Source organism: Acidimicrobiales bacterium (assembly GCA_035531755.1).
Classification (GTDB): Bacteria; Actinomycetota; Acidimicrobiia; order Acidimicrobiales; family UBA8190; genus DATKSK01.
In genome coordinates, this window is record DATKSK010000055.1 from 23,067 (window position 1) to 45,938 (window position 22,872).

General features: G+C 74.7%; 18 protein-coding genes. 13 read left to right on the forward strand and 5 right to left on the reverse strand.

The annotated features are described in order from the left end of the window. Positions 1 to 148: 148 nt before the first annotated feature. Positions 149 to 1,729, reverse strand: a complete 1,581-nt coding sequence (locus VMV22_11600; protein HUY22968.1) for an AMP-binding protein — start codon at positions 1,727 to 1,729, stop codon at positions 149 to 151. A 65-nt stretch (positions 1,730 to 1,794) separates the two neighbouring features. Between VMV22_11600 and VMV22_11605 the strand changes: the two genes are divergently transcribed. Then, positions 1,795 to 4,494, forward strand: coding sequence for a hypothetical protein (locus tag VMV22_11605; GenBank protein HUY22969.1), 2,700 nt, complete (start codon positions 1,795 to 1,797; stop codon positions 4,492 to 4,494). Here the strand turns inward: VMV22_11605 and VMV22_11610 are convergent. Then, positions 4,441 to 5,922: an adenylate cyclase regulatory domain-containing protein gene (locus tag VMV22_11610; protein ID HUY22970.1), complete on the reverse strand. Its 1,482-nt coding sequence runs from the start codon at positions 5,920 to 5,922 to the stop codon at positions 4,441 to 4,443. The genes VMV22_11605 and VMV22_11610 overlap by 54 nt on opposite strands. Further along, positions 5,919 to 6,983, reverse strand: coding sequence for an NAD(P)H-dependent glycerol-3-phosphate dehydrogenase (locus VMV22_11615; GenBank protein ID HUY22971.1), 1,065 nt, complete (start codon positions 6,981 to 6,983; stop codon positions 5,919 to 5,921). Before VMV22_11615 ends, VMV22_11610 begins: the two co-directional genes overlap by 4 nt. A gap of 55 nt (positions 6,984 to 7,038) precedes the next feature. Between VMV22_11615 and cofC the strand changes: the two genes are divergently transcribed. From cofC to VMV22_11670, 11 genes are all read left to right on the forward strand, one after another. Then, positions 7,039 to 7,650, forward strand: a complete 612-nt coding sequence (gene cofC / locus VMV22_11620; protein ID HUY22972.1) for a 2-phospho-L-lactate guanylyltransferase — start codon at positions 7,039 to 7,041, stop codon at positions 7,648 to 7,650. 186 nt (positions 7,651 to 7,836) lie between these two features. Continuing rightward, positions 7,837 to 9,069, forward strand: a complete 1,233-nt coding sequence (locus tag VMV22_11625) for a hypothetical protein (GenBank protein HUY22973.1) — start codon at positions 7,837 to 7,839, stop codon at positions 9,067 to 9,069. Between the two features lie 170 nt (positions 9,070 to 9,239). Continuing rightward, complete coding sequence (locus tag VMV22_11630; GenBank protein ID HUY22974.1) at positions 9,240 to 9,494, forward strand: hypothetical protein; 255 nt, start codon at positions 9,240 to 9,242, stop codon at positions 9,492 to 9,494. A gap of 215 nt (positions 9,495 to 9,709) precedes the next feature. After that, on the forward strand, positions 9,710 to 11,317 hold the full coding sequence (locus VMV22_11635; GenBank protein HUY22975.1) for a type IV secretory system conjugative DNA transfer family protein: 1,608 nt from the start codon (positions 9,710 to 9,712) through the stop codon (positions 11,315 to 11,317). 123 nt (positions 11,318 to 11,440) lie between these two features. Next, complete coding sequence (locus tag VMV22_11640) at positions 11,441 to 12,238, forward strand: hypothetical protein (GenBank protein HUY22976.1); 798 nt, start codon at positions 11,441 to 11,443, stop codon at positions 12,236 to 12,238. Further along, entirely contained in the window at positions 12,198 to 13,304 is a 1,107-nt protein-coding gene (locus VMV22_11645; protein ID HUY22977.1) for a hypothetical protein, read from the forward strand. Before VMV22_11640 ends, VMV22_11645 begins: the two co-directional genes overlap by 41 nt. A 19-nt stretch (positions 13,305 to 13,323) precedes the next feature. After that, on the forward strand, positions 13,324 to 16,521 hold the full coding sequence (locus VMV22_11650; protein ID HUY22978.1) for an error-prone DNA polymerase: 3,198 nt from the start codon (positions 13,324 to 13,326) through the stop codon (positions 16,519 to 16,521). A gap of 141 nt (positions 16,522 to 16,662) precedes the next feature. Continuing rightward, a complete protein-coding gene (locus VMV22_11655; GenBank protein HUY22979.1) occupies positions 16,663 to 16,851 on the forward strand; it encodes a hypothetical protein in 189 nt (62 codons plus the stop codon). A gap of 389 nt (positions 16,852 to 17,240) precedes the next feature. Next, positions 17,241 to 17,486 carry a hypothetical protein gene (locus tag VMV22_11660; GenBank protein HUY22980.1) on the forward strand — a complete coding sequence of 82 codons (246 nt, stop codon included), beginning with the start codon at positions 17,241 to 17,243 and terminating at the stop codon, positions 17,484 to 17,486. Between the two features lie 141 nt (positions 17,487 to 17,627). After that, on the forward strand, positions 17,628 to 18,323 hold the full coding sequence (locus VMV22_11665) for a response regulator transcription factor (protein HUY22981.1): 696 nt from the start codon (positions 17,628 to 17,630) through the stop codon (positions 18,321 to 18,323). Next, positions 18,320 to 19,657, forward strand: coding sequence for a HAMP domain-containing sensor histidine kinase (locus VMV22_11670; GenBank protein HUY22982.1), 1,338 nt, complete (start codon positions 18,320 to 18,322; stop codon positions 19,655 to 19,657). The genes VMV22_11665 and VMV22_11670 overlap by 4 nt, the downstream gene beginning before the upstream one ends. Here the strand turns inward: VMV22_11670 and VMV22_11675 are convergent. Beyond that, positions 19,578 to 20,225, reverse strand: a complete 648-nt coding sequence (locus VMV22_11675; GenBank protein ID HUY22983.1) for a hypothetical protein — start codon at positions 20,223 to 20,225, stop codon at positions 19,578 to 19,580. The two genes, VMV22_11670 and VMV22_11675, sit on opposite strands and share 80 nt — an antisense overlap. A 183-nt stretch (positions 20,226 to 20,408) precedes the next feature. On the opposite strand from VMV22_11675, the gene VMV22_11680 reads away from it, so the two are divergent. Then, entirely contained in the window at positions 20,409 to 21,479 is a 1,071-nt protein-coding gene (locus tag VMV22_11680) for an alpha/beta fold hydrolase (protein HUY22984.1), read from the forward strand. An 18-nt stretch (positions 21,480 to 21,497) separates the two neighbouring features. On the opposite strand, the gene VMV22_11685 is transcribed toward VMV22_11680, so the two are convergent. Next, on the reverse strand, positions 21,498 to 22,733 hold the full coding sequence (locus VMV22_11685; protein ID HUY22985.1) for a Rieske 2Fe-2S domain-containing protein: 1,236 nt from the start codon (positions 22,731 to 22,733) through the stop codon (positions 21,498 to 21,500). Positions 22,734 to 22,872 lie beyond the last annotated feature (139 nt).

A 22,872-nucleotide genomic window follows, 5' to 3' on the forward strand; every position in this document is an offset into this window, starting at 1 on the left:
GCACTCCAGGTGACCCGCCCTCCATGGGGTCAGCCTCCCACCCGGGCCGTGCACGTGGGGTGACTCCCCCGACGGGTCGGAATCGTGGTGCGAGCGACCGGCGGCCCGACCGCCCGCGGCCGCCGGCCCGGATCGCAGCGCACCACGCTCAGCGCAATTCCGAGCGCACGACCTTCCCCATCGAATTGCGCGGCAGGGCGTCGACGACCCGCACCTGGCGGGGCCGCTTGTAGGGGGCCAGCCGTTCGGCCGCGTACGCCAACAGCGCGTCGGCGTCGGGTGGTCCTGCGCCGTCGGGGACGACCCAGGCGGTGACCACCTCGCCCCACTCGTCCGACGGCGTGCCGGTGACGGCGGCCTCGAGCACCGACGGATGGCCGAGGAGGACGTCCTCGACCTCGGCGGGGTACACGTTGTACCCACCCGAGACGATGAGCTCGGTGGCCCGGCCGAGCAGCCGCACGTAGCCGTCCTCGACCTCGGCGAGGTCCCCGGTGCAGAACCACCCGTTGGCGAAGGCCGCCGCCGTGGCGGCCGGACGTTCCCAGTAGCCGGCGAACACCGACGGCCCCCTCACCAGCACCTGGGAGCCCGGGGCCTCCACCGTGGCCTCGACCCCCGGGAAGGGGAACCCGACGGTCCCGGGTCGGCGCTCGCCCTCGTACGGGTTGGACAGCGTCATGAGCGTCTCGGTCATCCCGTAGCGCTCGAGCACGTCGATCCCGGCCGACGCCCTGATGGCCTCGTGCAGCTCGGGCCGCAGCGGGGCCGACCCCGACACGGCCAGGCGCAGCGTCGCCAGCGCACCCACCCGGCTCGATCCGGCCAGGCGGTGGTACATGGTCGGGACACCGAAGAACAGCGTCGCCCGGTGCCGCCCGCACGCGTCGAGGACCATGTCGACGTCGAAGCGCGGCAGCAGCACGGCGGAGGCACCGGTGAGCAGCGAGGTGTACAGGGCGACGCACAGGCCGTGGCCGTGGAAGACGGGCAGCGCGTGCACCAGGCGGTCGTCGGGGGCCCACCGCCACGTGACGGCGACCGCCTCGCTGTTGGCCAGGAGGTTGGCATGGGTGAGCACGGCGCCCTTGGGAGCGCCGGTGGTGCCCGACGTGTACGCCACCAGGGCGGGATCGCCGGGCTCGGCGGTGTCGAGCGCGCCCCGGTCTGGATCACCCCGGTCGAGCGCGCCCCGGGCGAGCGCGCCCCGGTCGAGCGCGCCCCGGTCGGGATCGCCGGCAGGCTCCCCGGCCAGCACCTCGAGGTCGGGGGCGGCCACCACGATCCTGCCGGCGGCGGCCGCCGAGACCAGGCGGGCGCGGGCGGCGTCGTCCACCACGGCCGCCGCCGGCCGCACGTCCCCCACGATGTGGGTGAGCTCGCGCTCGGTGTACGCCGGGTTGACGGGCACGACGACGAGGCCCAGCCGCAGGGCGGCGATGTTGACCACCACCGCGGGCAACGACGACTGCGTGCTCCACACCAGGCGGTCCCCGCGCCGCAGACCGAGGCGCCGCAGCCCGCCGGCGGCGAGGCGGGTCAGCTCCTCGAGCTCGCCCGCCCCGCACCAGCCGCGGCCCGGGCCGGACTCGTCGAGCAGGGCCGGGGCGCCGGGGTCGGCGGCCCACCGCTGCGCCCACGCCGCCGGCAGGGTGCCGCGGGCGGTGAGGTCCCCGACGTGCATGTCCGTGCCCGCCGGCAGGTGCGCACGCCACGGGCGGGGTTGCACGAGGCGTCACGGTAGCAACCCCGGCCGGGCCCGTTCAGGAGGCCGGTTCTCGGTAATGTCGGCCCATGGCCCCGCGCACGAGCAGACGAGTCGCCATCGTCCCCCACACCCACTGGGACCGCGAGTGGTACGAGCCCTACCAGACGTTCCGCCTCCGCCTCGTGCGGCTCCTCGACACCCTCCTCCCCCTCCTGGAGGGTGACCCCTCCTACGCCCGCTTCCTCCTCGACGGGCAGATGGCGGTGGTGGACGACTACCTGGAGGTGCGCCCCGAGAACGAGCAGCGCATCCGGGCGCTGTCCGCGGCGGGGCGGCTGTCCATGGGCCCGTGGTACATCCTCATGGACGAATTCCTCGTGTCGGGCGAGACCATCGTGCGCGACCTGCAGCTCGGGCTGCTGCGGGGTGCGGCGTTCGGCGGGACCATGGAGGTCGGCTACCTGCCCGACATGTTCGGCCACATCGCCCAGATGCCCCAGCTCCTGCGACTGGCCGGCTTCGAGCACACCGTGGTGTGGCGGGGCGTGCCGTCGTCGATCGACCGCAGCGCCTTCGTGTGGGAGGCGCCCGACGGCTCGGCGGTGCGGGCCGAGTACCTGGTGACCGGCTACGGCAACGGCGCGTCGATCCCCGACGACGCCAAGGCGCTCGTGCGCCGCATCGCCGACCACGAAAAGGAGATCGGCGACTTCCTGATCGACGGGATGCTGTTCATGAACGGCACCGACCACCAGGAGCCCCAGCCGTGGCTCGGGCGGGTGGTGGCCGAGGCCAACGAGATCCAGGACGACTACCGGCTCGAGATCACCTCGCTGGCCGACTACCTCGGCGGCGCCCCCGTCGAGGGCCTGCCCACGTGGCGCGGGGAACTGCGGTCCGGGGCGCGTGCCAACGTGCTCATGGGGGTGGCGTCGAACCGCGTCGACGTGAAGCGCGCCGCGGCACTGGCCGAGCGCGCCCTGGAGCGCCGGGCCGAGCCGCTGAGCGCGCTGTTCCTCCCGCCCGAGCGGTGGCCGCAGACCCTCCTGGACCTGGCGTGGCGCGAGATGGTGCGCAACGCCGCCCACGACTCGGTGTGCGCGTGCTCGGTCGACGAGGTCGTCGACGCCGTGCTCGTCCGCTACGCCGAGGCCCGCGGGATCGCCGAGGGGCTCGCCGACCAGGCGCTGGTGGCGCTGACGCGCTCGCTCGCCGACCCGGGGCCCACGGTGGTCAACGTGTCGAACCGGGCCCGCCCGGGGATGGTCGAGGTGGTCATCGTGGGTGAGGACGCCCCCGCCGGCACCCAGGCCCTGCCCGACGAGCCCGGCGCCTTCGGCATCCCCCGGGGCCTCGGCCCCCTCACCCTCGACGCCGCCACCGTCCGCACCATCCTGGGCATGCTCCCCAACGGCAGCCAGATCGACACCCACACGTGGATCCAGGACGTGCACGTGGACGAGGACGAGTCCGGGATCGACATCACCATCGCCTTCGGGTCCGAGGAGACCTTCGACGTCCCCATCGCCTCGATCAAGCAGGACATCTACACCCGGCTCGGGGCGCGGCCCGACTCGGTGGTGCGCATCCGGATCGACCAGCCCCCGGTGCGCCGGGTGCTCGCCCGCGTGGCCGAGGTGCCCGGCTTCGGCTGGAACGCGTTCGCGCCGCTGTCCCCGACGAGCCCGGTGACCGTGGAGGAGCCCGCCGGCGGCGGGCCCGTCGTGACGAACGGTCTCGTGACCGTGGCCGTGGACCCCGAGGACGGCACGTTCGCGGTCGACGGTGTCGCCGGCTTCGGCCGGCTCGTCGACGGCGGCGACCACGGCGACTCGTACAACTACTCGCCGCCGGCCGGCGACCGCGTCGTGGACCGGCCCGACAGCGTGGCGGTGGCGGTGACCGACCGGGGGCCGGTGCGCGCCGTGGTGGCCGTCACGGCCCGCTACACCTGGCCCGACCACGTGGACGGCGCGACCCGGTCTCGCACCGGCGAGGTCACGGCCGAGGTCGTCACCGAACTGGAGCTGCGCGCCGACGAGCGCATCGTGCGGGTCACCACCCGCTTCGTCAACCCGGCGTCGGACCACCGCCTGCGCGTGCACCTGCCGCTGCCCGGGCCCGCGGCCGGGTCCGAGGCCGAGTGCGCCTTCGCCGTCGTGGCGCGGGGGCTCGACGCCGAGGGCCGCACCGACGAGCTCGGGCTCCCGACCTTCCCGTCACGGCGCTTCGTCTCGGCCGGTGGCCTGACCGTGGCCCACGAGGGGCTCCTCGAGTACGAGCTCGTGGACATCGAGGAGGGGCCGTCGGGCCGCCGGGCCGCCGCGATGGCACTCACGCTGCTGCGCTCGACGGGCATGCTGTCGCGCCTCGGCATGGCCTACCGGCCGCTCCCCGCCGGCCCCCTCACCCCCGTGGAGGGCCTGCAGCTGCGGGGGCGGACGGTGGAGGCGCGCTACGCGCTGTGCGTCGGGTGCGAGGACCCCTCCGCCATGGTGGACGACGCCTTTTTGCCGCTCGAGGTCGTCTACGCCGCCGGCGGCGGATGGCGGCCGTCGGCGGGGAGCGCGCTCGAGATCGAGGGTGCCGAGGTCTCGGCCGTGCGCCGGCAGGCGGGCCTGCTCGAGGTGCGCGTCTTCAACCCCACCGACCGCACCGCGCTGGTGCGGGTGGGCGCCCGGTCGGGCTGGCTCGTCGACCTGCGGGGCCGGACCCTGGCGCCCATCGACGGGTCATTCGAGCTCCGGCCCTTCGGGATCGCCACCTTCCGCTTCCCCGCCGACTGATCCCCCGCCGACTGGTCCCCCGCCGACTGGTCCCCCGGCCCCTGGTCCCCCGGTCCCTGGGCCTCCGGGGGCGGGCCCCCCTTCGCCGTCCTCACCGGCATCCCCGCTGTCGCGGGCCTCACCCGCGGCCCGGGCGCCGGCGATGAGGCGCTCACCCCGCTCGCGCAGCTCGTCGAGGTCGTGGAGCACGTCGGCGAGCCGCTCCCACCGGCGCCCGAGCCGGCGGTCGAGCGCCACGGGCTGGGCGCCGGGACGGAAGAGGGCCCACAGCTGGACGCGGCCCAGGTCCTTGACTTGTCGGGGCCGCAGGGCCAGGAACGCAAACCCGGCCCCGGCGGCCCCGTCGGGGCCCATCTCGTCGGCTCCCGCACGTTCCCCCGCGCCGTCCTCGATTCCCGACGCGCCACCCGGCGCCGACGCCAGCGCGTCCAGCAGGGCGCGGTGGAACTCGTCGGTCACGAGCACGCTGCCGGGCGCTGCCATGTTCACCATCCGGCTCGCCAGGTTGACGACGGGACCGTAGAAGTCGCCGTCCTGGACGAGGACCGGCCCCACGGCGAGGGCGACGCGCACGTCGGAGAGGAGGTCGTCGTCGGCGTACGCCTCGGCCAGGGCGAGCCCCGTGCGGGCGGCGGCCTCGACCGACTCGGCCACGAACATGGCCTCGTCGCCGATCATCTTCACGACGCGGCCGCCGGCGGCGGTCACCGTGTCGTGGGCGACCTCCTCGAAGCGCGCCACGACGGCGGCGAGCTCCGGTTCGGAGAGCTGCTGGCTCAGGGTCGTGAACCCCACCATGTCGGCGAAGCCCACGGCCAGGAAGGGAAGCGCGCCGCTCTCGCTGCGACCGCGCAGCAGCATGGCCCGCCGGACCGCGGCCTGGACGTGGCGCCGCCACACGAACTCGAGCAGCCGGGCCATGGCCGGCAGCGACCGGTCCGCCATGGCCGAGAACCGGGCCGCCGCCTCCACGGTTCCCCCGGGCCCCGGGCCGGCCACCATCCCCCGGACGGCCGGGGACACCTCGGCCTCGGCGATCCGGGCCATCGACGACCCGATGACCCGGGCGAGCTGCAGCCCCGTGTCGACATCGGCCGCACCGAGGTCCATCAGCGAGCGCAGGGTCGTGAGCGCGTCGGCGTCGAGGTCGGTGAACAGGCGCTCGTCCGCCTCGACGTCGGGGAATCCCAGCGCCCGCCAGAACCGCCGGGTCAGCTCGACGGGCAGGCCGGCGCGTTGCGACACCTCGGCCTCGGTGAACCGGCGCTGCGAGGGGACGAGAAGCTGGTCGGCCACCAGCAGGTCCAGCACGTCGTCCTGCTCGGCCTTGGCGATCTCCTCCTCTGGCGTGCCGTGCGCCCGCAGCAGGCGCCGCACGCGCTCGAGGGCCTCGGCATCCGACGGCGCGGCGTCGGCGCCCGCGGTCACTCGCCCTCCACCGGCGCGCCCGCCCCGGGCATCGCCGTGCCGCGGGCGGCGGGCTCGGCCTGGAGCCCGTCGAACTCGGACTTGGCCGATCGCAGCATCAGGGCGGGGATGGCGTCGGCCGGAGACGTGACCCCGTCGAGGACGGCGGCCACCTGCTCGCCGATGGGCATCTCGACGCCGTGCGCCGCGGCCAGGTCGAGCAACGGCCGGGCCGTCTTCACCCCTTCTGCCACCATGCGCATCTCGGCCAGGATCTCCTCGAGGGAACGACCGCGGCCCAGTTGCTCGCCCACCATCCGGTTGCGGCTCAGCGTGCTCGTGCACGTGGCCACCAGGTCGCCGACGCCGGCGAGCCCGGCGATGGTGATGCGGGCACCGCCCATGGACACGCCGAGGCGGCCGAGCTCCGCCAGCCCCCTGGTGATCAGCGCGGCCCGCGACGAGTCGCCGAAGCCCAGGCCCTGCAGGATGCCGGCGGCGATGGCGAGGACGTTCTTGGTGGCGCCGGCGATCTCGCACCCCACGACGTCGGGGTTGGTGTACACGCGGAAGGTGCGGGTCAGCAGGAGCTGCTGCACCGACGCCGCCACACGCCCGTCGGTCATGGCCACCACGGTCGCCGCCGGCTGGCCCACCACGATCTCGCGCGCCAGGTTCGGGCCCGTCAGCACCCCGGCCACGTGGCCGGGGAGCACCTGGGCGATCACCTCGGTCATGCGCAGGTGCGTGCCCTGCTCGAGCCCCTTGGCGAGCGACAGCACGGGCGTCCCCGGCGGAAGGTGGGGGGCGAGCTCGCGCAGCACCGACCGGAAGCCGTGCGAGGGCACCGCCATCACCACGAGCGTGCAGCCGGTCACGGCGTCCTCGAGCGAGGCCGTGGTCTGCAACGTCTCGGGCAACGCGATGCCGGGGAGGTAGTCGTCGTTGTCGTGGTGGCGGTCGATGTGCGCGGCCAGCGCCGGGCGCCGGGCCCACAACACCGTCGGCGCCGACCCGGCGGCGATGGCGGCCACGGTCGTGCCCCACGAGCCCGCGCCGATCACCGCGACCTTGTCGAACATCCGCCCACCCTATGACCTCGTACCGGCGCCGGGGAGCGAGCCGTACACTGGCCGCGTGACCGCGGCGCCGGGACGCCTGCCCTCCCTGACGGGCTGCGTCGTGCTCGTCCCCGTGAAGGCGTTCGACGCCGCCAAGGCACGCCTCGCCCCCACCCTCGACGCCACCGAGCGCGCCGCGCTGGCACGGGTCATGGCCGAACGGGTCCTCGCCGCCGCGCTCCCGCTCCCCGTCGCCGTGGTGTGCGACGACCCCGAGGTCGCCGCCTGGGCGGCCGACCACGGTGCCCTCGTGCTCCCGGAGCCCGGACGCGGCCTGAACGGTGCGGTGGAGGCCGGGGTGCAGCGGCTGGCCGCCGCGGGCGCAGCCGAGGTGCTCGTGGCGCATGCCGACCTGCCGCTGGCGCACGGTCTCGCCCGGTTGGCGGGCCTGGGCGGCGTGACCCTGGTCCCCGATCGACGCGACGACGGCACCAACGTCGTGTGCGTGCCCACCGGCAGCGGGTTCCGTTTCCGCTACGGGCCCGGTTCCTTCGCCCGCCATGTCGCCGAGGCCCAGCGGGTGGGGCTGCCGGCCCGGGTGGTGCGCGACCCCGAGCTCACGTGGGACGTGGACGAGCCCGCCGACATCCCCGCCGGCCTCGCCCCGCCCACCCCGGGCGTCGCGTAGCGCGTCGCACAGACGAAGAAGAGGGGCCCCGAGGGGCCCCTCTTCCACATGTCCGTGCAACCGAACCCTGCAACCGGACACTGGGCCCGGCAGGGTCGTCCGACCGCCGGGAGACCCGGCAGGACGGTGGCTGGCTACTTGCCGGCGGTCCGCCGACGAGCCGGCGCCCGGCGAGACACCCGACGTGTGGTTGTCCGCTTCGGCGACGCCGCCGACTTCTTGGCGGTGGCCCGCTTCTTGGTGGTCCGCTTGGCCGCCTTGCGTGCCGGAGCCCGCTTCGTGGCCTTCTTCGCAGCCGCCTTCTTGGCGGGTGAACGGCGCTTGGCCGCCTTCTTCGCCGGGGCGCGCTTCGTGGCCTTCTTGGCGGTGGCCCGCTTCTTGGTGGTCCGCTTGGCCGCCTTGCGTGCCGGAGCCCGCTTCGTGGCCTTCTTCGCGGCCGCCTTCTTCGCGGGAGCCCGACGCTTGGCGACCTTGCGGGTCGTCCGCTTCGCTGCCTTCTTCGCCGGAGCGCGCTTGGCGGCCTTCTTCGCGGTCGTCCGCTTCTTCGCCGTGGTGCGCTTGGCGGCCTTTCTGGCCGGCGCCCGCTTCACGGCCTTCCGGGCCGTGGTGCGCTTGGCGGCCTTTCTGGCTGGAGCCCGCTTCTTTGCGGTCTTCCTTGCCCGCTTGACTGGCATGCTCTACGCCCTCCTAACGGCCTTCTTGGCCGATCGCTTTGATGCATTCCTCGCCGGGGGTCGCCCGGCGGCCTTTCTGGCCGATGGTCTTGCTGCTTTCCTCGCCGGGGCGCGCTTGGCGGCCTTTCTGGCCGGGGCGCGCCCGACGACCTTTTTCGTGGCCCGTCCGGTGGCCCTGCGGGCCACCTTCTTGGTCGAAACCCTCTTGGCGGTCTTCCTGGCAACCTTCTTGATGGCCGCCTTCTTGGTGGCCGCCTTCCTCGGTGCCGCCTTCTTGGTGGCCGCCTTCCTCGGTGCGGCCTTCTTGGTGGCCGCCTTCCCCGGTGCCGCCTTCTTGGTGCTCTTCCGGGCGGCGCTCTTGGCCGGAGACGCCTTGGGCGCCGGGAGCGTTGCCTTGCCGTTGAGAACGTCCTTCAACATCGCACTGGCCGCGAACCGCACACCACGGGCTGCCGCGATGCTCACGGGCGCCCCGGTCTGCGGGTTGCGCCCCATCCGGGCGGCACGACGAGTGGGGTTGAAGCTCCCGAAACCGGCGACGACGACACGACGGCCCGACCGGACCTCGCTCGAGACCACATGGACGAGCGCGTTGACCGCTTCCTCGGCTTCGCGCTTCGCCAGCGATGTCGTCTTACTGACCGCGGCGATCAGTCCCGACTTGTTCACCGCACCTCCTCCGGGAAATGCAATCTCACCAATCAAAGAAGGTTTTCGCGACAAAAGCAAGCATTTGCGGTGGTAGCGGACACTGTCGCGCGATCGTCGGCGCGAGGTCGCATGCAAGGACGCCAGCAAGGAACCGACGCGCGCCACGCGACGGACGCGCTCGCCGGAGCACCGGTTCCGGATGCGACCGTCAAGGCGACAAAAGTCCCTATGGACGGGAAAGGCAGTGTTTGCAAGGATTTTTCCGTGCCACAGCCCTTGCCCGACGGGACGTACGACGTCGTCGTCGTCGACGCCGAGGTCGACGACGACGACGACCTGCACCTCGAGGTCGCGGTCACGCTCGGGCCCCACATCGGCCGGATCGTGCGGCTCAGAAAATTGCACGTGGACGATCGCCGCGGGGTGCTCGGTGCCGGTGATCCGTACGCGCTGCTCGGGATACCGGGCACGCTGCGGGTGCGGGACGGTGCGCCGAGCTTCCGGCCGGAGACGGTGTGACGACCGTCACCGGCGGGTTCCGCCGCGGTCCGTTGTCAACGCGCCGTCGCTGCGCGTGGCGCTCTTCGTGACCGCGCCACAACCGACCGTACACGCGTTCACCGTGGTCGGAGGTGCATTTGCCGCCGAACGCGAGCATCGTGTCGCCCTCGGGCGCGCCGCCGACCGAGCGCGCCCGGCAACGTTTCGCGTCGCGAACTGTTCAGGGACCGCCGATGCCGCCCGATGAGCACTCTGCACGCCACCACGGCGCGGGCCCCGACGTCGGGGGTGGCGGCGACGCGCTGGCGACGATCCGTGCCGCAGCGGCGTCCTCGGGCGGTGCCGTGTACCTCGGCATGGGGTCAGTCGGGCCCGCGTGGGCCGGCGCGGAACAGGCGGTGCTCGTCCTCGGCCCGCCGCGCTCGGGCAAGACGTCCTCGATCGTGGTGCCGACCGTCCTGGGCGCGCCGGGCGCGGTGGTGTCGACCTCGACCAAACCCGACGTGCTGCGGGCCACCGCCGGGGCCCGGTCGAGGACCGGCCCGTGCCTGCTGTACGACCCGAGCGGCACCGTGGAGGCGCCGCCCGGCGTCGAGGCCGTGCGGTGGTCGCCGGTCGAGAGCTGCCGGACGTGGGACGACGCCCTGCTCGTCGCCCGCAGCCTGGTCGGCGCGTCGCGGCCCGGCGGTGGGGCGCACGCGGGCGGGTCGCTCACCGGAGCCGACCATTGGACCGAGCGAGCCGAGTCCCTCCTCGCCCCCGTCCTGCACGCCGCCGCCCTCGACGGCGCCACCCTCACCACGGTGCTGTCGTGGGTCGACCGCCGCCAGGCGTCGGCGGCCCTGGCCATCCTCGACGCCAACGGCGCGGCGCGTGCCGGGGACCTCCTGGCCGGCATCGCCGCCACCGACGGGCGCGAACAGAGCGGTATCTGGTCGACGGCGTCGGGCGTGCTCGGCGCCTACCGCAGCGAGGCCGCGCTGGCCACGACCGTCGCCCCCGATTTCGACGCCGGGGCCTTCTGCGACTCGTCGGCCACCCTGTACGTGTGTGCCACCGGAAGGCACCAGTCGGTGGCTGCGCCCCTGGTCGTGGGCCTTCTCACCGACATCCGCAGCGCGGCCTACGCCCGCTCCGCCGGCCCCGGACACGCCACGCCCGTCGTGCTCGCCCTCGACGAGGTGGCGAACATCGCCCCGATCCCGGACCTGCCGGGGATGGTGAGCGAAGGCGGTGGGCAGGGCCTGCTGACGCTGGCGTGCCTGCAGGACCTGTCCCAGGCGCGCGGCCGGTGGGGCACGGCGGCCGACGGGTTCCTGTCGCTGTTCGGCACGACCGTCGTGCTCCCGGGCATCGGCGACGTGCGCACGCTCGAGGCGATGTCTGCCCTCGCCGGCGAAGAGGAGGTGCGCACGCGGTCGGTGAGCATTCCGCAGGCGCAGCCCCGCGGTCTGGGCCGGGCACTGGCGCGGGTCGTGCTCGGGCCCCGGGGCCAACGCACCGAGCACGTGCCGACGACGACCACGTCGACGGTGATGCGGCGTCGGCTCCCCGTGGACGCCGTGGCGCGCGGGGAGCAGGGGATGGCGCTCGTCGTCGACGAGCGCAACCGCATGGGATGGGTGAGGCTGACGCCGTGGTTCACCACCGAGCCGTGGCGGACGGCGGCCCTCGGCCATGACCTCGCCCGCAGGTCCGGCCATGACCCCGGCCACGACCTCGCCCACGACCCCGGCCGCAGCGCCGGCCGTGACGTCGGTCCCGGGCGCGCCGGGACCGGGCCGGCCTCCGGCCTGCACCCGCCCCTTCCGCCGCCGGACCTCGGGCTCGGGGGGCGCTGACCGGGGCTCCGACGGGCATCCGGGAGCTCGGGGACGGCCCCCTCCGGTGCGGTGGAAGAACGAACATATGTTCGATAGGGTCCGACCATGGGCCCGCATCACTCCGCTACCCCGGCCCCGGTCATGTCCCGGAAGCAGGGAAGACGTCCCGTCGGGTCAGACCATGTCGGCGCCGCCCTCGTCGCTCGCGCCCGGCCCACCTCCTCCAGCCGCGACCAGCTCCTCCCCGTGCTCCGGGCCCTCGCCCCCCTCCTGCCCGGTGGGGGGCTGCAGCGGGGCGGCGTCGTGGCCGTCGACGCCGGTGGCCCGGGCGCGGGGGGCGGCACCTCGCTGGCCTTCGCCCTGCTGGCGGCGGCGTCGACCGCCTCGTGGTGCGCAGCCGTGGGAACGGCCGACCCCGGGATCGTGGCGCTCACCGAGATCGGGGTGGACCTCGAGCACCTCGTGCTCGTCCCCCGCCCCGGGCCCCTGTGGGCCCGGGCGGCCGCCACCCTCCTCGACGGCGTGGACGCGGTGCTGGTGCGCCCGCCCGGCCCCGTGCGCCCGGGGATGGCGAGGCGGCTGGCCGCCCGCGCCCGCGAGCGGCGCGCCGTGCTGGTGGTGCTGGCCCGACCCGGCGGGTGGCCCGAGGGCGCCGACGTCCGGCTGGCCGTGCAGGAGGGGGCGTGGGAGGGGGTGGGGACGGGCCACGGCCATCTCCGGGGCCGGCGGGTGGAGGTGGTGGCCACCGGCCGGAGGGCTGCCGCCCGACCGGTGCGGGTCGGGCTCTGGCTCCCCACACCCGCGGGGCCGGTCACGGCGGCGGGCACCGGCGCCAGGGACGAGGGGAGCGAGAAAAGCAATAGAAGCAACAGAAGCAACAGAGAGGTGGAAGGGGACGGTGGAACGGCTGCTCGTCGTGTGGTGCCCGGGCCTCCTTGAGGAGCGGGAACACGGGCGCGAGGCCAGGGCGCTGCGCGCCGTGGTGGCGGCGCTGGAGGTGTTCGCGGCGCGCGTCGACCCCGTTCGCCCGGGTGTGTGCGCGGTGCCCACCCGGGGCCCCTCGCGGTACTTCGGAGGCGACGAGGCCCTGACCCGCCTGGCCGCCGGGGCGGTGGCCGGGCACGAGGTGGGCCTGGGGATCGCCGACGGCCTGTTCGCCGCCGTCCTGGCCGCCCGGGCCGCGGTGGGCACCGGGCCGGTGATCGTCCCTCCCGGCGAGACCCCCGCCTTCCTCGCCCCGTGGCCGGTGGCCACCCTCGACCGCCCCGAGCTCGCCGACCTGCTCACCCGCCTGGGGATCCGGACCCTGGGCCGGTTCGCCACCCTGCCCGGCCCCCAGGTGCTCGCCCGCTTCGGGGCCGACGGTGCCCTCTGCCAGCGGGTGGCCCGGGGGGTCGAGGGCGAGCTGCCCGGGTTCCGCCGGTTCTTCCCGCCCCCCGGCCCCGGCCCGGGCCCGCGTCCGGGCCCGGGCGCCGGCGCCGCCCGGGTCACCCGTCAGGCGGGGTTCTGGGGCGACACGGCCGACGCCGATGCCCGGGCCGCCCGCGTGGTGGCCGGCGTCCAGGAGCTGCTCGGTCCCGGGGGCGTGGTGCGGGGCAGGCTCCAGGGCGGGCGGGGCCCGGGCCAGCGTGCCCGGCTCGTCCCCTGGGCCGGCCGCACCGGGGAGGTGGAGGCGCCGGGAGGCCCGTGGCCGGGACAGGTCCCCCCGCCGGCTCCCGTCGTGGTGCTCGACCGGCCCGTCCCCGCCCTGCTCACGGACGCCGCCGGCCGGGCCGTGGGCGTGACCGGGGCCGGGACGGCCACCGCCGCCCCCGCCCGCCTGTCGGTGACGGGCGGGCCGTGGGTCGACGTGGTCGGGTGGGCGGGGCCGTGGCCGTCCGACGAGCGGTGGTGGTCGCCCCGGCGCCGCCGGCAGGCCCGCATGCAGGTCGTCACGGCGGGGGGCGCCGCCCACCTGCTCACCCGGGAACGGGGGGGCTGGTGGCTGGAAGCGACCTACGACTGACGAGCCCCGGCCGGCCCCGATGACCACCCCGTACGCGGAGCTGCACTGCCATTCCAACTTCAGCTTCCTCGACGGCGCCTCGCACCCCGAGGAGCTGGCCGCCGAGGCCGTGCGGCTCGGCCTCGACGCCCTCGCCCTCACCGACCACGACGGCCTGTACGGGGTGGTCCGCTTCGCCGAGACGGCCCGGGCCCTGGCACTGCCGTCGGTCTTCGGCGCCGAGCTCACCCTGGTCGCGGGCGGCCGGGCGGGCAGGCGCACCGGTGACCCCGACCCGCCCGGCACCCATCTGGTGGTCCTGGCGCGCGGCCCCGAGGGGTACGCCCGCCTGAGCCGGGCCATCACCGAGGCCCACCTCGCCGGCGGGGAGAAGGGTCGGCCCACCTGCACCCTCGAGGACCTGGCCGGCCGGCACCGGGGGAACGGCCACGACGGCCACTGGGTCGTCCTGACCGGCTGCCGCAAGGGTGCCGTCCCGACCGCCCTCACCACCACCGGGCCCACCGCCGCGGGGCGCGAGCTCGACCGGCTCGTCGACGCCTTCGGCCGCGACGGCGTGGCCGTCGAGCTGTGGGACCACGGCGACCCGCTCGACACCGCCCGGAACGACGCCCTCGCCCATCTCGCCGTCAGCCGGGGCGTGGACATGGTGGCCACCAACAACGTCCACTACGCCACCCCGGCCCGCCACCGGCTGGCCACCACCCTGGCCGCCGTGCGGGCGCGCCGTCCCCTCGCCGAGCTCGACGGCTGGCTCCCCCCCGCGGCCACCGCCCACCTCCGCTCGGGCGCCGACCAGGAGCGCCGCTTCGCCCGCTGGCCCGGCGCCGTCGCCCGGGCCGCCGAGATCGGCCGCGCCTGTGCCTTCGACCTCCACCTGGTGGCCCCCGGGCTCCCCGACTGCCGCGTGCCGGCGGGGCACACCGAGCAGAGCTGGTTGGTGGAGCTGGTGGGCCGGGGGGCGACCGCCCGCTACGGCCCACGGGCGTGCGAACGGGTGCCCGGCGCGTGGGCCCAGATCGACCACGAGCTCCAGGTGATCGGTGCCCTCGGCTACGCGGGGTACTTCCTGATCGTCTGGGACATCGTGGAGTTCTGCCGCCGCCACGACATCTACTGCCAAGGGCGGGGATCGGCCGCCAATTCCGCCGTCTGCTACGCGCTCGGCATCACGCGGGCCGATGCCGTGGCGCTGGGGCTGCTGTTCGAGCGCTTCCTCTCCCCCGAGCGCGACGGGCCGCCCGACATCGACGTCGACATCGAGTCGGGCCGGCGCGAAGAGGTCATCGCCTACGTCTACGAGCGCTACGGCCGTCACTGCGCCGCGCAGGTCGCCAACGTCATCACCTATCGGGCCCGGTCCGCCATCCGCGACGTGGGCAAGGCCCTGGGGCACACCCCCGAGGAGGTGGACGCGTGGGCCAAGGCCGTCGACCGCGGTGAACCGCTCGACCGCGGCGGCCCCCTGCCGCCGTTCGTCGGGCAGATGGCCCGGGAGATCCTCGACTTCCCGCGTCATCTCGGACTGCACTCCGGGGGGATGGTGCTCTGCGACCGGCCCGTCATCGAGGTGTGCCCCGTGGAGTGGGCGCGTCATCCGGGGCGCAGCGCCCTGCAGTGGGACAAGGACGACTGCGCGGCGGCGGGGCTCGTCAAGTTCGACCTGCTGGGGCTCGGGATGCTCGACGCCGTACACCGCACCGTCGACCTGGTGCGCGCCGCACACGGCGTCGACGTCGACCTGGCGATGCTGGCCCAGGAGGACGCCGTCTACGACATGTTGTGCCGCGCCGACACCGTGGGGGTCTTCCAGGTGGAGAGCCGGGCCCAGATGGCCACCCTGCCCCGCATCCGGCCACGGTGCTTTGCGGACCTCGTGGTCGAGGTGGCGATCATCCGCCCGGGGCCCATCCAGGGCGGGTCCGTGCACCCCTACATCCGGCGACGCCAGGGGCTCGAGGCCCCCGACCCGCCGCACCCGCTGCTCCGGCGGGCGCTCGAGAAGACGCTGGGGGTGCCGCTGTTCCAGGAGCAGCTCATGCAGATCGCCATCGACGCCGCCGGGTTCACCCCGGCCGAGGCCGACGAGCTGCGCCAGGCCATGAGCTCCAAGCGCTCGGGGGCGCGCATGGCACGCCTGTCCGAGCGGCTCTTCGCCGGCATGGCCGAGCGGGGCATCACCGGGTCGGTGGCGGAGGAGATCGTCGAGAAGTTGGCGGCGTTCGCCAACTTCGGCTTCCCCGAGAGCCACGCCGTGTCGTTCGCCTACCTCGTGTACTCGAGCGCGTGGCTCAAGCTGCACTATCCGGCGGCGCTGTGCGCGGGGTTGCTCAACGCGCAGCCCATGGGGTTCTGGTCGCCGCAGTCGCTCGTGGCCGACGCCCGGCGCCACGGCGTGACCGTGCACGGACCGCACGTCGACGTGTCGGGAGCCGAGGCCACCCTGGCGTGGGACCTCGACGCGCCACCCGCCGGCGCAGCGCTCGGCCACCGGCAGCCCGCGGTCCGGATGGGGCTCACCGCGGTGCGCGGCCTCGGTGCGCCGGTGGCCGAGCGCATCGCCGCCAACCGTCCCTTCGCGTCGGTGGAGGACCTCGTCCGCCGGACCGGGGCGCGACGCCCGCAGCTCGAGGCCCTGGCCACCGCCGGCGCGCTCGAGGGCCTGCCGGGGCGCGACGGCGCCCCCGAGATCCGCGGGCGCCGACGGACCCTGTGGGCGGCCGGGGCGCTCGCCCAGGGCACCGCGGAGCGGCTGCCGGGGCTCGTGTCGGGAGAGGAGGCACCGCCGCTCCCCGACCTCACGCCCCTCGAGGAGGTGGAGGCGGACATGTGGGCCACCGGGCTCACCGTCGGGCCGGGCGCGGTGGAGCTCGCCCGGCCCCGGCTCGACGCCATGGGGGTGGTCCCCGCCGGACGGCTGGCGGGCGCCGAGACCGACGGCAGGGTCCTCGTCGGCGGGGTGGTCACCCACCGCCAACGCCCCGAGAGCGCCAAGGGCACCGTCTTCCTCAACCTGGAGGACGACACGGGCATGGTGAACGTCATCTGCTCCCCCGGCGCGTGGGAGCGCTGGCGCCACGCGGCGCGGGGGTCCCCCGCCCTGCTGGTGCGGGGGCGCATCGAGCGGGTCGACGGGGTGGTGAGCGTGGTGGCCGAGAAGATCTCCCCGTTGGACCTCGGGGGTGCTCCCGTCCAACCGTCACGTGACTTCCGATAGCACAACGTTGGGGGAGCGTTGCGAAATCTTTCAAGACGGCCCCGGACGATGCCGATATCGCGGGTGCAGATCCCGCCGCGCCGTGCGGGGAGTCGGGGCAGGTCGCCCCGGAACGGGGGCGACCACGAGGAGAGCCAGACCATGAAGAGCTGTGCGGGCCAACTGGTGGTCCACCGCGACGGGACGGTGGCCTACTGCACGGAGGAGAACGCCGGGCGCACGTGCCCGGGCGAGGACCGACCGCATCGCGGCGGCTTCTTCGCCTGCCGGGTGGTCGACGACGAGACCTGCACCTACTGCAGCCTGACGCCTACGCTCGCACCGCGCTGAGCACAGCCGGGCACCCGTCCGGGCCGCGCCCTCGCACCGCCTCGCGCACCTCGGGTTTGAATCGTCGCGCCGCCTCGCGCATCGGGTCCGCACCGTCGCGCCGGCGGCACCGTGCCGTCCGCCAACGTGCACGGTGTCGCTCGGGATCATGGGCCGGCTCGGTGTCCGCCACCCATCCGACGCGGTCGTCTCGCACACGTTCCCGCCACGGATGACGCGCGTCGCGCCTGCGAATCATCATCACGACCACGCATGGTGGGAATCCGTTGTGCATCGCTTGTTCCATCCGACCTGCACGCGGGCCGATCCCCTAGGTGACATCGGGCCCGCAGACGAAACGCCCGGCGACGAGGCCTGCAACCGGCGGGGGGCAGGCGAGCGGAAGCGAGGTGAGGGTTGTGCAGATCTGCGACGGATGCCTCGTCTTGCACCGCGACGGTGAGATCGCATACTGCTCCGAGGAGCTCGACGGCAACAGCTGTGCCGGCTACGACCTGCCCCACCTGGCAGGCGTGATGGCATGCCGCATCACGCCGCGCGGGACGCGCTGCCGGCACTGTGACGACGTCATGCGCATCCGCCTGATGGTGGCCCCCGACTTCGTCCCCGACGGCCTGCGCACCGTCGTCAACTGACCGGCCGGGCCCCGACGCCCGGACGCCCGTCGGGCTCCGTCGCCGTCCCCAGGCACGGCCCACCACACCCCGAGGCGTCTGCGTCCGGGGCGGCCCCGCTCTGTCACCCGTCCTTCACGTTCGGCAGCTAAACCTGTGGGCGTGAGGGTCCTGGTCGCCGAGGACGATACGGGCCTGCGCGACGTGCTCGAGCGTGGCCTGCGCGAGAACGGCTACGTCGTCGATGCGGTGGCCGACGGCGACCGGGCCATCGCCTTCCTCCGGACCTACGAGTACGAGGTGGCCGTGCTCGACTGGCGTATGCCGGGGACCTCGGGGATCGACGTCCTGCGCGACGCCCGCCGCCGCGGCCTGTCGGTGCCGGTCCTGATGCTGACGGCCCGGGACGCCCCGAGCGACCGCGTCACCGGCCTCGACGAAGGCGCCGACGACTACCTCGTGAAGCCGTTCGACTTCGGGGAGCTCCTGGCGCGCATCCGGGCGCTGCAGCGCCGTCCGCCGGCGACACACCCACCACAGCTCGTCGTGGGGGACGTCGTGTTCGAGCCGGCGACTCGCCGGGCGACGGTGGCGTCGACCGAGCCGGCGCTCACCGCCACGGAACTGTCCATCCTCGAGATCCTGATGCGGCGGTCCCCGGCGGTCGTCGACCGCCGGTCGATCGCGGTCCACGTATGGGACGAGGAGGCCGACGCCCTCGGATCGAACACGATCGACGTCCACCTCGCCCGGCTGCGGGCCAAGCTGGCGGGGGCCGGCGCGCGGATCGAGACGGTCCGGGGCATCGGGTACCGCATGGTGCCGCTCGAGGAGCCCGGGACGGGGAGCTCCGCATGAGTGCGCCGGACTCGCCCGGCCGCTCGCGACTGGCCTCGGCGGCGCGCGTGGCGGCGGTGGCGACGCTGCTGATCGCGGTGGTGTACGTGGGCGTGGTCGCCGTGCTCGACGTGATCGTCTTCGACCGACAGGTGCACCAGGTCGACGCGCGACTGCGCGACCACCTGCGGGTGGCGGTGGCGACCGTCGATCCCACGGCCGCAAACGCCGACACGTACACGAGCGGGGAACTCGACGACGCCCCCGTCTTCTACTGGCGCGCCGCCACCGCCGGCGCCAGACCCCTCCCGCTCGGCGACGCCCCCGTGTTGCCCCCGGGCGCGTGGACGCGCGACGGCCGCCCCGTCACCGCCACCGTGGGCACCAGCTCGTTCCGCACGATGTCGATACGCTCGGGGGCCGGTTGGCTCATCGCCGGACAGAGCGTGGCCGAGGCCAACCACGCCCGTGGGGTCCTGGTGATCAGCGAGGCGATCGCCGGGCCGGTCCTGCTCGTGGCCACCTTCCTCGGCCTCCTCGTCATCGGGCTCAAGGCCTCCTCGCCCGTCGAGCTCGCCCGCCGGCGGCAGCTCGAGTTCACGGCGGACGCCTCGCACGAGCTGCGGACCCCGCTGAGCGTCATCGACGCCGAGATCAGCCTGGCGCTCGGTGCGCCGCGCCAGGCCGACCAGTACCGGGAGGTCCTCGACCGGATCAGCAACGAGAGCGGCCGGCTCCGCCGCATCGTCGAGGACCTCCTCTTCCTCGCCCGCTTCGACTCCGAGCCGGCTCCCCCCGGCGCGGAGCCCGTGGACCTCGCCGCCGTCGCCGCCGGCTGCGCGGACCGCTTCGGGTCGGTGGCGGTCGCCCGCGCCGTGGAGATCGTCGTGCGCCGCCACGGCGACGGGCCGACCGCCATCAACGCCCCGCCGGAGTGGGTCGACCGCCTGGCAGGGGTCCTGGTCGACAACGCCTGCCGCCACGCCGGCACGGGGGGAGCCGTCCACATCGTGGTGGGCACCCACGGCGCCCGGGTGAGCCTGGCGGTCGAGGACAGCGGGCCCGGCATCCCTCCCGGCGACCGCGACCGGCTGTTCGACCGGTTCCACCGCTCCACCGAGGCGGGGGGCGCGGCGGGCCTCGGGCTCGCCATCGCCGACTCGATCGTCCGCTCGACCGGCGGGCGGTGGCGCATCGGCGACGCGTCGATCGGCGGGGCGCGCATGGAAGTCGTGTGGCACCGCTCCCGCTCGCATGCGCGGGATCAGGGGATCGTCAACCGAGATGCGCCGTCGCCCAGGCCAGCCACGGGCCCGACCGGCCCACGAGCAGCAGACCGAGCAGGACCCCGATGACGAGGCTCCCCGCCACCGCCCACTGACGCAGGCCGGCGCCCCGGACGTCACGGCGGGTGCGGCGATACCAGTCACGCGGTGCCAGGCGGGCGGTGTCGACGAGGTGCCCGAGGACGTGGAGGGCCATCACGCCGAACCATCCGACGAAGCTCGCCTTGTGGAGGAAGAGCAACTCCTGGCGGGTGCCTCCCGGTGCCACCAGCAACGCCACACCCGTGCCGAAGACGACGACTGTCGACGCCACCACCAGGGGCCCGAGCAGGCGCAGGAGCGCGGGCGGGGGGCCCTTGCGGCGATACGCCTCCGAGCCGCGGTAGTAGCGCACGAACCGGTAGAGCGTGCTGCCGATCTTGAGGGCCACGGGCGGGACGAGGAGCATGCCGATGAAGACGTGGGGGGCGAGCAGGCGGCGGATCGACAGCACGGTCACGCCCTCGGCCGCCAGCAGGACGAAGAGCACGGCGGCCACCGACCCGGTCAGGCGGGCGTTCGCCTCGGGGCCCGCGTCGGAGGCCTCGGGCGCCCCGGGGTCGTCCCGGTGCCGCATGTCTCCTGGACGCACGACCATCGCGCCCCCACGGTACGCGCCCCGCATGACGACGACGTGAAGGGCCCAGGCCCGTCCGGTACCGTCGCGACCGTGCCCCGGGTCGCGCCGGGGCGCTCCACCCGGCGACGAAGGGGCCAGTTGGACCAGCCGAGCCTGCATCCACGCCCGCCCGGGCGGACGGCCCGGGTGCGGACGGCCCGGGTGCGCACGGTCCGGGTGGCGGTAGCCGTCGTGGCCGTCGGCGCCCTCGGCACCGCCGTCTCCCTGGCGGTGGCCTCGTCGCCGGGCCACGCCCGTTCCCCCGGCAGGAAGCCGGGGACCGCCACGACGGCGCCGGCCCGGGCCGCGCCCCACTCGACGGTGGCGTCGGCCACGAGCCCGGCCCCCACGACCACCGGCCCCATCCCGACCACGACGGCTCCGGCCGGCGGGGTGGCGACGCCGACGTACGCGGTGGCGGACCAGACCTTCACGCTCGTGGACCCGACGCGCCCGACGCCGGCTCGGGGGTCGGTGCCGGTGTCGGCTGGACGCGTGCTGCGGACAGTCGTCCGTCGCCCCGCGGGCCTCGCCGGTCCACTCCCCCTCGTCGTCTTCGCCCACGGGTACGCCACCGACCCCGAGACCTACGAGCCCCTGCTCGACGCGTGGGCGGCGGCGGGGTACCTGGTGGTGGCGCCCGACTGCCCGGGATCGGCGAGCGACGGGCCCGGCACGCCCGTCCAGGACTACGCGGCGCAGGCCCGGGACCTGTCCTTCGTGATCAGCGCCATCCTGAACGGGAACGCCGGACCGGTCCAAGCCGACCAGGTCGAGCCCGGCCAGATCGTCGTCGCCGGGCACAGCGACGGCGGGACGGCCGTCACCATCATGGCGCTCAACCCCGCCTATGCCGACCCCCGCGTGAAGGCGTACGTCAACATGGCGGGGCAGATCCCGACAGACGTCCCCGGCCCCTGGGCATCGAGCCCGGTGTCGGGCGCGCTGCTGGTGGCGGTGGGCGATCGCGACCAGTACGGCAACCTCGCCCTGTCGACGGCGATGTTCGCCGCGGCCCGCATGCCGAAGGCCTTGCTGGTCGTGCCGGGCGGCGACCACCTCGGCACCTTCGTGGCGTCGTCGGCCGTCGCCGCGCAGGTGCGCGCCGCCACGGTGCGATTCCTGGGCGCCGTCTTCGCCTCGAGCACCCGCTCGTTCACCCCCTCGCAACTGGGGCAGGCGGTACGGGGAACGGGCCCCTCACCCCCGTTCACCGTGACCACCGCCGATTGACGGCGTCCCGCCGGAGGGTCAGGAGACGTAGAGCTGGCCGTCGGAGCCCTTGGCGATGGTGATGCGCCCCAGGCCGGTCGCCGCCGGGCCCTGCTCGACGTTGCCGGTGCGACCGTTGAACACCGACCCGTGGCACGGGCAGATGAACTTCCCGTCGGAGCCCGAGTACTCGACGATGCAGCCGGCATGGGGGCACACCGCGTCGAAGGCGATGAACTTCCCGGCCGTCGGTTGCACCACGAGCGACGGGTCGCCCGAGCTCGGGTCCTGGAACGACGCCGCTCCTCCGACGGGCACGACACTGGCGGCGCCGATCCGGGTGCCCGACGGTTGCTTGACCGGCGTGGTGCTCGCCGGGGTGCTCGACGACGTCGGCGATCCCGCCGTGGTGGACGTGCTCGGAGCCGCCGTGGTGGAACTTGCCGCCGCCGAGCTTCCCAGCGTCGGTGCGCCCGACCGTTGGGTGGCACCGCCGACGAGCCGCCCGAGCCCGGCCGCCAGGCCGGCGCCGAGGACGGCCGCCACCGCCACGGCACCGGCCACCATCCCCCGGATGGTGAAGGCGCGCCGGTCGATGGCGTCCTTGTCCGGTCGGGGCGCGGTGTGGGGCCCACGCGCGAGGTACGGACACGGCATGGGCTCGCACGGCGCACGCTTCCTCGCCTTGCATGTCCCCCGGTCGTACGAGCCACAGATCTGCTGGACGGTCTCGAACGGGAGCGGGACCAGGGACGCCGGGCCCGCGCCGGCGTCCCGGCGAGCGAGGTCGGTCGACACCGCGTCGGCTGACAGCACGCCACCGGCGCCGGCGACGAGCAGGGGTGTCCAGGCGAAGACGAAGACGATGTCGGACCCCGTGTAGTACGGGCTCGCGTGGAAGCTGATGGTCAGGAACAGCCCGAACGACAGGAGCATGCCCGCTCCGGCGGCGAGGCGCGTCCACAGGCCGACCAGCGTCGCCACCCCGATGGCGACCTCGCCCAGCGCGATGAACACACCGAGCGGCACGGCCACATGCACGAGGTGCGCCACGAGACCGTGGATGGGGCTGCGCCGGGCGGCCGCCGTCAGCTGCGACTGGATGGAGGCGGGGTTCGAGGCGTCGAAGAAACCCGGGTTGGCGAGCTTCTGGAGCCCGGCGAAGGTGAACGTGAACCCGAGGAAGGCGCGCAGGGGAAGCAGCGCCCATCCGGCCATGGTGGTGGCGCCCGGCACCGGCCCGTAGCGCGCCCACGCGTCCCGCCACCGGACCATGTCCGGGCGGCCAGGCGCAGTGGTCGTCCTCCGCTGGTGCTGGTTGGTCCGTTGCAGAACCATCATCCTCCCGCAGCCCGGTGGCCGTGTGGCATCGCCCCAGGCAGGCGCAACGCACCCTAACCAGGGCGCCTTACGG